Raw genomic sequence first — 13,568 nt, 5'->3', positions numbered from 1 at the left:
GCCTCTTACAAACGCTCCACGGCGGGCTTTGCCAAGCCTGCATCGCGCGGCTAGAGACTAGCGCCATGTCGACTACATTTCAGCTTGATACGAGCACGAGCCGCGCCACTCCCACACCTAAGCCGAGGAAACGCCTCACTGTGCCGCGCATTCGCGACCACAAGAAGGACGGCACAACCAAAGAACCGCTGGTGATGCTCACCGCATACACCGCGCGTCAGGCGCAATTGCTGGATGCGCATTGCGATCTGCTGCTGGTCGGAGATTCGCTGGGTCAAGTGATCTACGGGCTCGATTCCACCCTGCCTGTGACACCAGAGATGATGATCGCTCACGGCGCAGCGGTCGTGCGCGGCAGCTATCACAGCGTTGTTGTGGTCGATATGCCGTTTGGCTCTTACGAGGGATCAAAAGAGCAAGCCTTTGACACAGCCAGCCGGATCATGGCCGAAACAGGATGCGCCGCTGTGAAGCTTGAAGGCGGCGAAGCGATGGCGGAGACGGTCGCCTTCCTTTCCAACCGCGGGATCCCGGTGATGGGCCATGTGGGCCTAACCCCGCAGGCAGTGAATGTGCTGGGCGGATATGCTGCGCGCGGGCGCAGTCAGCACGAGCATGAGAAGATCATCGCCGATGGCAAGGCTCTGGAGGAGGCTGGCGCCTTCTCCATCGTGGTTGAGGGCGTGATTGAGCCGATCGCCATTTCGCTCACTCAATCGCTCGAGATACCGGTGATCGGCATCGGAGCCTCGGCACAGTGCGACGGTCAAGTGCTGGTCACCGAAGACATGCTGGGCATGTTTGAACGCGTGCCGCGCTTCGTAAAACGCTATGAGAACATTGCAGAAGTGATCGACAAGACGGTTGCGACCTATGCCGAGGAAGTGCGCGCGCGCAGTTTCCCAACCGCTGAGCAAACGTACCAGCCGAAGAGCTAGGCTGTTCCCTCCTGACGGCTCGCAAGCATGCTAGCCAAGGGTGCCGCCCACACCAGTTGCAGCAAATGATAGAGCAGCAGCGGCGCGATTACGAAGCCAGCGGCATTGGGCGGGAATAGGATCGCGGCGAGCGGCGCGCCGATGGCGACACTCTTTTGCGCTCCGGCGAACAGAAACGCGATCCGGTCTGCTCGTGGGTAGCGGAATAACCCGCCGGTGAGCCATGCTCCGGCCATTCCTACCATCAGAAATGCAATGACCAGGCCGAGCAATGCGGCCCATTCAGCAAAGCCGAACATAGTCGCCAACCCTTGCTCGACCGCGTCGGAAAAGGCGACATAGACGGCAATGCCGATCACCATCCGGTCGAGCCAGGCGACTTGGGCCTTGCGTTCTTTTAGCCAGCCAATCGTCCAACCTTGTAGCGCCTGACCAATCATAAATGGCAGGATCAGGATCAGGCCGATGCGGACAATCGTCTCGCTGCCAATATCCGCTGCGTTTCCGCCTCCCAGCGCCGCGAATAATGGCGCGGTGAGGAAGACGCCGGCAATATTGATCAACGCTGCGCCGACCACCGACAGGGCGACATTGCCGCCTGCAAGGCTGGTGTAAGAGGTCGCGGATTGGATGGTGGATGGCAAAGTGCCAAGATAAAGGAATCCCAGCGCGACCAGTGGCGGCAAGGCCAATTGCGCCAGCAACGAAAATCCAAGGCCCGAAAGCGCCATCGCCCCAAACACCCATAGGAACAGCGGGCCGAAGAAGCGCCAATTGGCCAGCCCTCGCGCGATCTCGCCGCGCGCGATCCGCATGCCATTGACCAGGAACAGCACGAAAATACCCGCGTTCGACACCGTCTGGGCGGTTTCGCGCAGCGCTCCAGCCGCTGGAAGCACCAAGGCGAGAACTGTCGCCAAGATCAGCACGGCAATCATCGGATCAGCCAATTGGGATAGTTGCGATTTCATCGCGCGCGCTCTGCCCGGCCCTTTGGCCTTTGTCGAGAGGAGTGCGCTCTTACTCTGCCGGCGGCGCAAACGCGCCCGGACGCAGGCTCTCCGCGGCATTCGCGAAGCCCTGCTTCTCGCTGTCGCGCTCCAACCCGCGCGCAGCCGCTGCCCTTAGGACCAGCAAATGTGGGTCATTGCCCGCACCCAGATCAATCGCATAATCGAGCAGCACCGCCACCCTAAGCCAGTCCTCTGCTGCTGCGCTGCGCTCTGCCAGCATCAGCACGGCCTCCGCATTGTTCGGCTCGCCAGCAAGATGACGCACGAGCAACGTGTCAGCAGCAATATCATCACCGGTCATTCGGTAAGCTGCAATGATCCGCTGGGTCAGCGGCCATGGTCGCCGGATTTGCGCGGCCACTTGGTAAAGTTCCAGCGCTTGCTCTGGATCATTCACCGCAAGGCCAACGTCCCCAATAAGAGAATGCACATCAGCTGATCCTGGAAACTGGCGGCGCAGCGAATTGGCAAGCCGTGCGGCCCCCGCCAAGTCATTCTGAGCAATCATATCGCGTAGCTGCCGCGTTGGCGCGGGCAAGACCGCTCTGCCATCAGCCGTGCTGCCGAGCACCACAAGCCCCCGAACGCGCCCTTCCGCCGCCCGCTCCAGTAGAGGCGCCGCCGCTTCGCGGTCGCCCAGCCGCTCATATGCGCGTCCAACTATGCTGAGCAGGTAAGGCGACGCATCCAGCGAGGCCGTGCGCGGAGCAAAGCGCTCAACCAATTCAGCCTCACGCTCTCCGCGTAGCAGCGCCAGAGCGGTCAGCTCCAACAGTCGGACATTGCCCGGTTGCCGCTCTGCCAAGGCGCTGAGCTTCAAGGCCGCGCTGTCATAGGCATTTTCATTGAGATCAATCAGTCCATCAAGCAGCAGGGCCGCTGGGACATTGCGGCTCACCATGCCGCTGCGTTCCAACAAAGAGCGCGCGAGGATCGGTTTGTCAGCCCGCGCAGCCAGCAAGGCCTGAAGATAGTGCACCTTAGGATGCTTGGGGTCCACTTTGGCAAGCTTGCGAACGATCGCCAGCATGTCGCAATTGCGGCCCAGATCGCCCAAGGTCGCAGCCAAATCGGCGAGGATTTCCGCGTCATCAGGAGCCGCTTCATGAGCGGCCTCAAACCATGGCAACGCGTCCGATAGACCATGCGCATCGCGCACCATCTGAGCGCGTAAATGCAACGCTAAGGATGATTGTGGGCCTAGCTCTAACGCACGTTCTGCGGCCTTTAACGCGGGCAAGTGCTCGCCCCCGCGAAACCGCAAACGTGCAATCGCAACCCACAGCGCGGGGTTTTCCGCGTCGATCGCGAATGCCTGATCGAGCAGTCCGCCCGCCCTCGGCAGATCGCCATCACGCATCGCTGCGCGCGCATCTTTGATTAAAGCGACAAATTCATCGCTGCCTTCAATCGCGGCCTCAGCGGGCGCGCGGGCCTCTTCGCTGGTTAGCGAGCAGCCAGCCAGCGCCAGTGCGCACCCGGCCAGCAGCCAGCCCAGCGCAAAGTTTCTAAGGCCAGATTTAGGCCTGCAAATCATATTGCTTAAGCAGGTCGTACAAAGTCGGCCGGCTGATCCCGAGCAGTTTGGCCGTGCTTGAGATATTGCCCTCGCTGCGCGCCAAGGCATGTCGGATAACCCGGCGGTCCGATTGCTCACGCGCCGCCTTGAGGTTCAGCACTTCGGCATCCTCTTCTTCGCCGCTGTCAAAATCGAGATCTTCTGCGTTTACCAGCTTACCATCGGCCATGATGACCGCGCGCTTCACACGGTTTTCCAGCTCGCGGACATTGCCGGGCCAATCATGCGCATCGATTGAGGCCAATGCGTCAGGACCAAAACCCGTGACCGCTGGGTTCATCTCAGCAGAGAAGCGCTTGAGGAAAGCCTTCGCTAGCAAGATTGCATCCCCGTGCCTCTCGGCCAGGTTCGGGATGCGCACAACGATCTCGGCCAGACGGTAGAACAAATCCTCGCGGAAAGTGCCCGCACCGATCATGTTCTCAAGGTCTTGGTGGGTGGCGCAGACGATCCGGGTGTTCACCTCGATCTGTTTGCGTCCGCCAATCCGTTCAATCGTTCGCTCCTGCAAAAACCGCAGCAATTTGACCTGCAAGGGCAGCGGGATATCGCCAACCTCGTCGAGGAACAGCGTGCCGCCGTCCGCGCTTTCGATCTTACCTTCGGTGGTTTTGACCGCGCCCGTGAACGCGCCCTTTTCGTGGCCGAACAGCTCACTCTCGAGCAGGTTCTCTGGTATAGCAGCGCAATTGATGGCCACAAACGGACCGTGCGCGCGGTCGCTCGCATCATGCAGCCCTTGCGCGAGCAGTTCCTTGCCGGTTCCGCTCGCGCCCAGCAGCATGACAGAGACGCTGGTGCTCGCCACACGCTCAATCGTACGCGCCACTTTCACCATTTCAGGCGCGCCTGTGATCAGGCGGCCAAGGACCGTCTTTTCCTCGCCAGCGCTGGCGACCAGTCGGCGGTTCTCCTGTTCGATCAAATGCAAGTTGTAAGCACGGCGAACGATCAGGCCGAGCGCTTCGATATCAACTGGCTTCTGATAAAAGTCATAAGCGCCGCGTTCGATCGCCTGCAGCGCGCTTTCCCGCGCGCCATGGCCGCTGGCCACGATCACCTTGGTATCGGGCTTCAGCTCCATGATCGCATCAAGCACGGCAAATCCTTCGCTCGTGCCGTCGGGATCAGGCGGCAAGCCGAGGTCGAGCGTCACAACGGCGGGCATTTCGCTGCGCAGCGCCGTGATGGCGGCCTCACGATTGCCCGCAATCACGACTTCAAAATCGTCATAGGCCCATTTGAGCTGAGCCTGCAGGCCCTCATCATCCTCGACGATCAATAGGGTGGGTTTCTTGTCGGCCATTATGCGACCTCGCCTGATTTGGGTTGTTCTTCCTTCGCGAGAATTTCAGCCGCCTCGCGAAGCGGCAATATGATGCTGAACCGTGTGCCCAGCCCTTCACGCGATTCCACATTCACGCGTCCGCCCATCGCTTTCACGATCTCGCGCGCTTCGAATGCGCCGATGCCAAAACCGCCGTCCTTTGAAGAAACGAAGGGTTTGAAGAGACCATTGCGGATGAAACCGGGCGACATGCCAGATCCGGTGTCGATGATATCAAACTGACCATTGAGGCCGTCGCTCGACACGTCGAGATAGATCGGGGTTTCTGGATCGCTTGCATCAATCGCGTTTTGGATCAGATGCATGATCGCCTGCTCCAGGCCTTCATTATCGGCCAGCACGACCGCCGGATCAGCTCGCGTCAATTGCAGCGGATGCGTCACCTCAAAGCGTTTTGCCAGACCCTTTGCCATGGCAGCGAGATCGACCGACCGGCGCTCCTGCGACTGTCCAGAGCCATAGCGGCCCAGACGAGCGAGCAGATGGGTTAGCTTATCGGAAGAATTGCGCAAAGTGACGAGCATATCGGCCCGAAATTCTGGGTTGTCCGCGTGCTTTTCTGCATTGCGGGCGAGCAGGGACAATTGGCTCGCCAGGTTTTTGATATCGTGCATCACAAAGGCGATCCGGCGATTGAACTCGTCAAACCGGCTCGCCTCCATCAGCGCCTGCTGGCCCGACTGCTCAGCCAGATAGCTGGCAAGCTGCTGTCCCACGACTTTGAGCAGATCGTAATCTTCCCAATCGAGACGGCGCTCGATCCGCGGGCGCGCTAGCACAATGGTGCCAACCAGCCGGTCAAAGTGGACAAGCGGAACGAGTGCCCAAACGTCTTCGGCCTCGGTAAGCCATTGAGGCACAAGAGCGACCTCGCCAAAATGATCATTGCCCGCCCGCACATCATCGAGATCAAGGATGTGGTTGTGCTGCTCCAGCAGGCTCGAAAGCTCATAGTCTGCCGCGATCGCTGGCACGGCGATGGTCGGCCAGTTGGAGCGCGCTACCAGCTCCAATTGCGCCTCTTCATTGGGCGCGAGCAGCAGTCCGGCGGGACTATCCGTGATATCGGCAATCGCTTTAATTGCGCGCTCTTGGAAGCTCGGCATGCCGGATGCGCCTGCGGTTACAGAGGCACTGCCAACTGTCTGAGTAAAGCGCAGCCATTCCTCACGGTAATCATAGCGATGCTGAAACAAGTGCTTCGTCGCCATTACCCTCAGCCAGGCGCGTGCGCGCTCAGAAGGCAGCCAAAGAACCGCAGCCATGCCTGCTAAGGCAAGGAAAATCACTTGCGTCGCGCGGCCCAAATCGCCTCCCAGCATAGCGAGCGACTTGGTCACAAAGATCATCAAGACGAGATAGGAACCAATGACCAAAAGCGACAAAGTCTGGAATGTTACCGCGCGCGAAGGGCGGAACTCTAGGTCTGCGCTGCGGGCATTGGCCCCAAGCGCAAGAACGCCAAACATCGCGCCGGATAATACCCCGCGAAGCGCAAGTAGCAGGCCAGGCTCTTCGCCGCTGAGATAGGCGATTGTGTACAGATTGAGATCATAGCTCCACAAGCAAGCGAGCGCGACGCCGCTCCAGCGCAAGACGCGGCGCGCCGCCATAGATGCGCCCACATAAAGGTTGTGGAGCAGCACCAGAGCGCCGATCGCAACCAGCATATTGAGCGCAGAGCTGACTTCGAACGCCATGTTCAGCGCCGCCGGGTCGGAGGCCACTCGTGCCTCAATCAGCAGCAACACGGGCTGCAACAATTGGACCAAAGCCAACGTAATGATCACCGGCCGGGTGGGCTTAAGGCTCTCATCGCGCCCATCATTGGCAAACAGACGGAAGATCAGGAATATCCAGGCGCAATTGCGCGCTGTCTCAGCCAGCCGAACAAGCGGTTCCATTGGCCCCTGCGCCGCGGCCAATGCACACCAGATCCCGGTTAATGCGATGGCACTGAGCGCAGCCGCCCGGTCAGAGCGCGAACGATCTCCATTGCGCGCTGCCCAAAGGGCTGCCACCGCGCAGCAAACCGCACCGGCAATATAGCCTGCAAAGCTGATCAGTGTGAGAAGCTCGCTCTCAGCCATCAGCGAGCGCCCTCTGGCCAGAGGACCACGCGCACGGTTTGCAGCAGGATCACCAAATCAAGGAACGGCGTGTAATTCTTCGCATAATAGAGATCATATTCGAGTTTCTTGCGGCTGTCTTCGGTCGATGCGCCGTAAGGGTAATTGATCTGAGCCCAGCCGGTAATGCCGGGCTTGACCATATGCCGTTCGCCGTAAAAAGGTATCTCTTCTTGCAGATCATCGACAAATTTTGGCACTTCAGGACGTGGCCCGACAAAGCTCATATTGCCTTTCAGAACGCTCCAGGTCTGCGGCAGCTCATCAATGCGAACCTTGCGGATAAAGCGCCCGAGACGAGTGATCCGAGGGTCGTTTTCTTCTGCCCATTTCGCGCCGTCTTTTTCCGCGTCTGTGCGCATTGAACGCAGCTTGATGAGGTAGAATGGCTCGCCATAAAGGCCCACACGCTTCTGCTTAAAGAAGGCTGGTCCTTTGCTGTCGAGCTTTACCAGCAGAGCGAAGATTGCAATGATTGGGAAAGTCAGCAGCAGCAGAACCAAACTGGCAACAATGTCAAATATACGTTTGAATGCGCTAGAAATAACGCGACCAGACGAAAATCCATCAGAGAAGATCAGCCAGCTGGGATTGACCGTATCGAGATCAACTCGGCCCGTCTCACGTTCAAGAAAGCTGGAGAAATCATTGACGTGCACGCCCTTGGTTTTGATCCGCAAGAGATCTGGCAGTGGCAGTGCGTTGCGCCGTTCCTGCAAGGCAAGCACCACTTCACTCACACCGAGGTTTTCGACAAACCGGCCAAGGTCATGGATCGCCTCACGCGCAATCGCCTCTTCGACCACGCGCTCCGGCTCGTTCATCGCGATGTAGGATACGATCGCAAAGCCGGTTTCTGGCTTGTCGCCAAGCTCGCGCAATCGCTGCGCCCTGTCCCCTGCGCCAAGCACCATTACTCGGCGGCGAAAGGCTGAGGAGCCTAGGAAACTGTTGAGGAACATCCGGTCCACCACCAGCAAGCCGATGGCGAAACACATGGTGTAAAACAGGGTGGAGCGCCAGAACGTGTCGGCGGCCAACACAAAGTCGATCACCGCCAGAGCAATGATCCCAAGACTGATCGCGACGAGTAGCCTCGCGCCTGCAAACCGCAGGCTTCGCAGCGCATAAGGCCCGTAAACGCCGACGGAGACCATTGCGACCCACACCACGGCAGCCGAGCCAGTTAGTGGCAGCCAGCGCTCCGCAACTGGGCCCGGATCCATCCCGATCTGCGAGGCCCGCAGCTGCCAGGCAAGTTCACTAGCCAGCACCAAAAGCGCAAAGTCCAGCAGGCCGAGCAGCAGCACAGCATGAGGGATGTAGTGCTTAAACAAGCGGATCATCAGGTTCAAAGCTCGCAGTAATTGCAATTGCGAGTGTGGCTTTACGCGCGAGACCTTAAGTGTCGGTAAATTTTACAGAGCTTCCTCAAAGCCGCGTGATGCGCCGATCTACACGGTTAATGACTTGTGAAAAACGCACTACGTAGTTGCGCCTAATTGTTGGCGGTTCAAATGCGTGCCTGAGCGGCCAAACGCGCGGTTTGCGGGGTCAGGCAATCCGGCCTGCCGCAGCGTGAGCATTTCACGCCCAAGGGCACCGCGTCTTCCTGCGCCAATGAAACACCGCGCGCCTCCGCCAATTCGCCCGCAAATCTCGCCTCAATACCCAACACAATCGCTTGGCGCGCGGAGCAAGTGACACCGTCGCCATCGACAGTGCGCGCCATCGTAAACCAGTGCTTGGGCGCCGCCTCGCCTTCGCTGAACAGCACCGGCTGGGTCAACAACGTGCTCGGGCGCTCAAACGCCGAATACGGCGTCCAGGCGGGCCAGCGCGCGCCGTCCAGCGGGAACATCGCCCCGCTCGCCCCAGCGCTGAACCCGGCAAGCTCTCCCGAACGATCCAGCCGCGCAGAGAAGAACGGCAGGCCGCGTTCGCCCACACGCTGCAAGGTCGTTAGCCGCTGGGCAACTTGCGCAAAATTGACCGCGAAGCGCCGCTGCAACACGGTAAGATCATAACCGGTTTGCTCGCACGCCCTAAGGAATCGGCCATAGGGCATCAGCAAAGCGGCCGCGACATAGTCACTGACCGCGCTGCGCATGGCGTCGCGCGCCTCGCGGCTGGTTAGCCCCGCCCCTTCGACCACTGCATCGATTGCCTCGCGCTGTTCCAGCACGCCGACTTGCCGCGCAATTTGAAACCGCCGCGCCGCGCCCGGCAGCATTTCAGACAATTGCGGCTGGCGCGCGTGCAGATCGAGCCGCGCCACTTGGCCCGGGATGACCTCAGCGGGCAGAATGCGCACCGACAGACGGTGCCGCTCTCGCAGGCGCTCATTTAAGGCCACGCTGATTTCGGCGCGCGACAGCCTGAGCTGATCGGCCAGATCCTCGGCTGCGTGATCTAGGTCGGAGAAATGGTTCTGCCAGCGTTCCACCGCCTCGCGGGCCTGACGCTGAGGATCGTCACCGCGCGCCGCGACAACACCGCCGGCATCAAACAGGCGCGCAAAGGCCGCCGCGGCTTGAGGAGCAGCGGCGAGGAATTCCTGCACCTCTTCCCGGTCAATCCCAAGATCGCTAAAACGTTCATCGGACAGGCGGCGCGCAAGACCATCCAGCCCGCCAATCGCCTCATCCTCCCGCAAGCTGCGCGGATCAAAATCGAACCGTTCGATCACCTGCACCAGCACGCGGGCGGACAACGGGCGCTGGTTGCGTTCAATGAGGTTGAGATAGCTAGGCGAGATACCGAGCGAGGTCGCCATAGCGGCTTGAGTGAGGCCCTCGCGCTTGCGCAAACGGCGCAAAGCAGGACCGGCAAGAAGGGAGTTATCAGCCATGAGTGTCTTGTAAATTACTTTACAGATTCACACAAGTTTTGCGGTTTTCGAGCCGATACAGACACGATTGTCTGTAAGGTTTACTGGAGAATCGGGTCGCTGGCGGGCATACAGGATGGCGTAACCCTCCCCATCACGAAGCCGAAAGAACAGACATGACATATCAAGCAACCACCGCAAAAATGCAGCAAACCATCAACGCCAACGGCCCAAGCTGGGGCGCTATTGATGCAGAGGCGACCGCCCGCATGGCGATCCAAAACCGCTTCCCGACCGGGCTTGATATCGCAAAATACACCGCGAAGATCATGCGCGCCGACATGGATGCCTATGACGCAGACCCTGCGAAGTACACTCAGTCGCTCGGCTGCTGGCACGGTTTCATCGCGCAGCAGAAGATGATTTCGATCAAGAAACACTTCGGCAGCACGAAACAGCGCTACCTCTACCTCTCAGGGTGGATGGTTGCCGCCTTGCGCAGCGAGTTTGGCCCCCTTCCCGACCAGAGCATGCACGAGAAGACCAGTGTTCCGGCGCTGATCGAAGAGCTCTACACCTTCCTCAAGCAAGCTGATGCACGCGAGCTGGGCGGAATGTTCCGCGCCCTGGACGCAGCGCGCGAAGCTGGCGATGAAGTGGAGGCCAAGCGCCTTGAACATGCAATCGACAATTATGAAACGCACGTCGTTCCGATCATCGCGGACATTGATGCAGGCTTTGGCAATGCTGAGGCGACCTATCTGCTGGCCAAGAAGATGATCGAAGCGGGCGCATGCGCTTTGCAAATCGAGAACCAAGTCTCTGACGAAAAGCAATGCGGCCACCAGGACGGCAAGGTTACTGTCCCGCACGAAGACTTCGCTCAGAAGATCCGCGCATGTCGCCACGCCTTCCTCGAAATGGGCGTGGAAGATGGCATCATCGTCGCTCGCACAGACAGCCTTGGCGCGGGCCTGACCAAGCAGATCGCCTACACTAAGGAAGAGGGCGACCTCGGCGATCAGTACAATTCCTTCCTCGACTGCGAAGAGGTTGATCCTGCAAACATCCAGAATGGTGACGTTTTCTTGAGCCGCGGTGGCAAGTTGCTGCGTCCAAAGCGCCTGCCGTCGAACCTCTTCCAGTTCCGCGCTGGAACCGGTGAAGACCGCTGCGTTCTCGACGGGATCACCTCACTTCAGGCCGGTGCTGATCTGCTCTGGATCGAAACCGAGAAGCCGCATGTTGAGCAAATCGCCGGCATGGTTGACCGGATCCGTGAAGTCGTCCCGAACGCAAAGCTGGTCTACAACAACTCACCTTCGTTCAACTGGACATTGAACTTCCGCCAGCAAGTGTTTGATGCTTGGGTTGAAGCGGGCAAGGATGTGTCTGCCTATGATCGCGACAAGCTGATGAGCGTTGACTACGACGCGACTGAGCTCGCTGCTGAAGCCGACGAGAAGATCCGCACCTTCCAGTCGGATGCTGCGAAACGCGCTGGCATCTTCCACCACCTCATCACGCTGCCGACTTATCACACCGCAGCGCTGTCGACCGACAACCTCGCTCGTGAGTACTTCGGTGAGCAAGCCATGCTCGGCTACGTCAAGAACGTTCAGCGCGAAGAGATCCGTCAAGGCATCGCTTGCGTGAAGCACCAGAACATGGCCGGCTCTGACATTGGCGATGATCACAAGGAATACTTCGCCGGTGAAGCTGCCCTGAAAGCGGGCGGCAAAGACAACACTATGAACCAGTTCGCGGCTGCTTGAGCAGCAGCCTGTGGGGACGCGTTCGCCGCACCCTGATTGAGCGGCGAGCACCTAGCGGGGCGGATTTGTCCGCCCCGCCGGGAACCAACCACAGGTCTAGAGAGCTTTAGTCTCATCAGCCTAGGAGAGTGACAATGACCGATACTACCAGCCCAGAGCCAGCCCGCGCCCGCGCGCTGCTATCAACCGCCGACATGAAGTTGCTGCGCCGTGCGCTGGAAAGCCATGCTCGCAGCACCGAAGATCGCGACGAGCTCGCTAAGATCAACGCTTTGCACCACCGTCTCGGGACTTACGCACCAGCGCCTGAGTAGGAAAGCGGTTTAACGCACCCAGTTTACCAGTCTCCTGGGGAGGAGAATACGGCCGTCAGAGCAGCGATGCTTTGGCGGCCGTAACATGTGGTTTTGGCCTCAGGCTCCGCTAGTTGCACTTGCGGCCTTGCAGGCCGATGCGTTTCCAGCGCGCCGATCACCCAGCCTTGCGAGGCAGCAGATCAAGCGTGGCCGCTGTCATTGCCTCAGTCGCGGTGGAGATCACCGCTTCTGCATCTGGGGCCCAGAACGGCGAGTGCAGCGATGGCAGGTCTAGCTCGCCCGCCTCTGATTTCGCCCATTGGTCCTGCGGTACGCCGCCAACCCAGAAGATCAGCGATTCGATGTTCTCCGGATCAGCCAGGTAGAACTGGCCGAAATCCTCGCCGCCCATCACGGGCGGGGTCTCGAACACACGCTCGCCAAAGCGCTCCGACAGACCTGCCATCACCTGCTCGGTGAAGTCCGGCGTGTTGTAGGTCGAGGGCAGATATGGGTCCTGCACGCTCACCACCGGCATACGGTCCTCCGGCATGCCCGCCGCCATTGCTTCGGCCTTGGCGATCCGCTCGATCCCCTCGAGCAGCGCCGCACGCGATTCCGCGCCGTAAGAGCGCACTGTCAGCTGCAGCTTCGCCTCGTCAGGGATGATGTTGTGCTTTGCACCAGCAAGGAAGCTACCGACTGTCACCACGGCGGGATCAAGCGGGTTCTTCTCGCGGCTGACAAGGGTCTGCAAACGCATCACAATGCTGCTTGCGACCACGATCGGGTCCTTGGTGGTGTGCGGATAGGCGCCGTGCCCGCCCACGCCCTTCACCGTGATATCGACGCTGTCCACGTTGGCCAACGCATAGCCCTTCGCATAGCCGATGGTACCCGCTGGCGCGCCAGCGGCATCGTGGAAGCCCAGCACATAGTCAGGCTTTGGAAAGCGGGTGAACAGGCCGTCTTCCAGCATCGCCAGCGCACCCAGGCCCAGCTCTTCGGCCGGTTGCAGGATCATCACCAAAGTGCCCTGCCATTCGCCCTTGCGCTCCGCCAGCAGCTGCGCCGCGCCGATCCAGGCCGCCATGTGCGTGTCGTGGCCGCAGGCATGCATCAGGCCGCTCTCGATGCCCGATGCAGGAACGCCTTTCGCCTTAGAGGTATAGGGCAGTCCGGTTTGCTCCGTCACCGGCAGGCCGTCCATATCCGCGCGCAGCATCACAGTCGGCCCATCGCCATTGCGCATCACCGCGACAACGCCGGTCTGGCCCACGCCCTCTGTCACCTCAAAGCCGAGGTCACGCGCGCGGGCGGCCAGCTTCTTAGCGGTCTCGAACTCCTGAAACGACAGCTCCGGATTGGCGTGCAGGTCCTTGTAGAGCTCCATCAGGCCCGGCATGTCCTCGCCCACCGCATCGCGCAGCTCATCCGCCTGCGCCGGCATAGCCAGCGCCACCGCGCCCAGCACCAGCCCCAAGGCCGCCGCGCTTTTCCGAATTACCCGAACCATCGTCTCACTCCCATTGTGATTGCCCTAGTTTCACCGCCCAGCTCCGTTCGCCGCGTGTGAAGCACGCTTGGAACAGATGGAACACAATCTAGGGCCAAAAATCCATCCGATTGAACCATGCCTGTTTGATCGAAAAAAGCGATC

General features: G+C 59.9%; 10 protein-coding genes. 3 read left to right on the top strand and 7 right to left on the bottom strand.

Annotation, left to right across the window (positions count from 1 at the left end; translation table 11 throughout):
* Window positions 1-65: 65 nt before the first annotated feature.
* Window positions 66-938 (top strand): 3-methyl-2-oxobutanoate hydroxymethyltransferase, encoded by an 873-nt coding sequence (gene panB, locus AC0V6M_RS10885; RefSeq protein WP_486138815.1) that lies wholly within the window; start codon window positions 66-68, stop codon window positions 936-938.
* Here the strand turns inward: panB and AC0V6M_RS10880 are convergent.
* From AC0V6M_RS10880 to AC0V6M_RS10855, 6 genes are all read right to left on the bottom strand, one after another.
* Complete coding sequence (locus tag AC0V6M_RS10880) at window positions 935-1,909, bottom strand: bile acid:sodium symporter family protein (RefSeq protein ID WP_486138814.1); 975 nt, start codon at window positions 1,907-1,909, stop codon at window positions 935-937. The two genes, panB and AC0V6M_RS10880, sit on opposite strands and share 4 nt — an antisense overlap.
* 49 nt (window positions 1,910-1,958) lie before the next feature.
* Window positions 1,959-3,488 carry a tetratricopeptide repeat protein gene (locus tag AC0V6M_RS10875; RefSeq protein WP_486138813.1) on the bottom strand — a complete coding sequence of 510 codons (1,530 nt, stop codon included), beginning with the start codon at window positions 3,486-3,488 and terminating at the stop codon, window positions 1,959-1,961.
* Complete coding sequence (prsR, locus tag AC0V6M_RS10870) at window positions 3,472-4,836, bottom strand: PEP-CTERM-box response regulator transcription factor (protein WP_486138812.1); 1,365 nt, start codon at window positions 4,834-4,836, stop codon at window positions 3,472-3,474. The genes AC0V6M_RS10875 and prsR overlap by 17 nt, the downstream gene beginning before the upstream one ends.
* Window positions 4,836-6,968, bottom strand: coding sequence for an XrtA/PEP-CTERM system histidine kinase PrsK (gene prsK / locus AC0V6M_RS10865; RefSeq protein ID WP_486138811.1), 2,133 nt, complete (start codon window positions 6,966-6,968; stop codon window positions 4,836-4,838). Before prsK ends, prsR begins: the two co-directional genes overlap by 1 nt.
* Complete coding sequence (locus AC0V6M_RS10860; protein WP_486138810.1) at window positions 6,968-8,353, bottom strand: TIGR03013 family XrtA/PEP-CTERM system glycosyltransferase; 1,386 nt, start codon at window positions 8,351-8,353, stop codon at window positions 6,968-6,970. The genes prsK and AC0V6M_RS10860 overlap by 1 nt, the downstream gene beginning before the upstream one ends.
* Before the next feature lie 167 nt (window positions 8,354-8,520).
* Window positions 8,521-9,858: a helix-turn-helix domain-containing protein gene (locus AC0V6M_RS10855; RefSeq protein WP_486138809.1), complete on the bottom strand. Its 1,338-nt coding sequence runs from the start codon at window positions 9,856-9,858 to the stop codon at window positions 8,521-8,523.
* 155 nt (window positions 9,859-10,013) lie between these two features.
* Between AC0V6M_RS10855 and AC0V6M_RS10850 the strand changes: the two genes are divergently transcribed.
* Window positions 10,014-11,612: an isocitrate lyase gene (locus tag AC0V6M_RS10850; RefSeq protein WP_486138808.1), complete on the top strand. Its 1,599-nt coding sequence runs from the start codon at window positions 10,014-10,016 to the stop codon at window positions 11,610-11,612.
* A 134-nt stretch (window positions 11,613-11,746) separates the two neighbouring features.
* The gene (locus tag AC0V6M_RS10845) at window positions 11,747-11,926 is read left to right on the top strand and encodes a hypothetical protein (protein WP_472645551.1); all 180 of its coding nucleotides are present in this window, start codon (window positions 11,747-11,749) and stop codon (window positions 11,924-11,926) included.
* A 157-nt stretch (window positions 11,927-12,083) separates the two neighbouring features.
* On the opposite strand, the gene AC0V6M_RS10840 is transcribed toward AC0V6M_RS10845, so the two are convergent.
* Window positions 12,084-13,424 (bottom strand): amidohydrolase, encoded by a 1,341-nt coding sequence (locus AC0V6M_RS10840; RefSeq protein WP_486138807.1) that lies wholly within the window; start codon window positions 13,422-13,424, stop codon window positions 12,084-12,086.
* Window positions 13,425-13,568: the final 144 nt, after the last annotated feature.

It is taken from the genome of Erythrobacter sp. JB3-1 (genome assembly GCF_057364995.1).
This window is presented reverse-complemented; position numbering and strand designations above follow the sequence as displayed.

Excerpts from the sequence above, each read along its gene's own strand:
- panB (WP_486138815.1), top strand. The coding sequence starts at position 66 with ATGTCGACTACATTTCAGCTTGATACGAGCACGAGCCGCGCCACTCCC.
- AC0V6M_RS10880 (WP_486138814.1), bottom strand. The coding sequence starts at position 1,909 with ATGAAATCGCAACTATCCCAATTGGCTGATCCGATGATTGCCGTGCTG.
- AC0V6M_RS10875 (WP_486138813.1), bottom strand. The coding sequence starts at position 3,488 with ATGATTTGCAGGCCTAAATCTGGCCTTAGAAACTTTGCGCTGGGCTGG.
- prsR (WP_486138812.1), bottom strand. The coding sequence starts at position 4,836 with ATGGCCGACAAGAAACCCACCCTATTGATCGTCGAGGATGATGAGGGC.
- prsK (WP_486138811.1), bottom strand. The coding sequence starts at position 6,968 with ATGGCTGAGAGCGAGCTTCTCACACTGATCAGCTTTGCAGGCTATATT.
- AC0V6M_RS10860 (WP_486138810.1), bottom strand. The coding sequence starts at position 8,353 with ATGATCCGCTTGTTTAAGCACTACATCCCTCATGCTGTGCTGCTGCTC.
- AC0V6M_RS10855 (WP_486138809.1), bottom strand. The coding sequence starts at position 9,858 with ATGGCTGATAACTCCCTTCTTGCCGGTCCTGCTTTGCGCCGTTTGCGC.
- AC0V6M_RS10850 (WP_486138808.1), top strand. The coding sequence starts at position 10,014 with ATGACATATCAAGCAACCACCGCAAAAATGCAGCAAACCATCAACGCC.
- AC0V6M_RS10845 (WP_472645551.1), top strand. The coding sequence starts at position 11,747 with ATGACCGATACTACCAGCCCAGAGCCAGCCCGCGCCCGCGCGCTGCTA.
- AC0V6M_RS10840 (WP_486138807.1), bottom strand. The coding sequence starts at position 13,424 with ATGGTTCGGGTAATTCGGAAAAGCGCGGCGGCCTTGGGGCTGGTGCTG.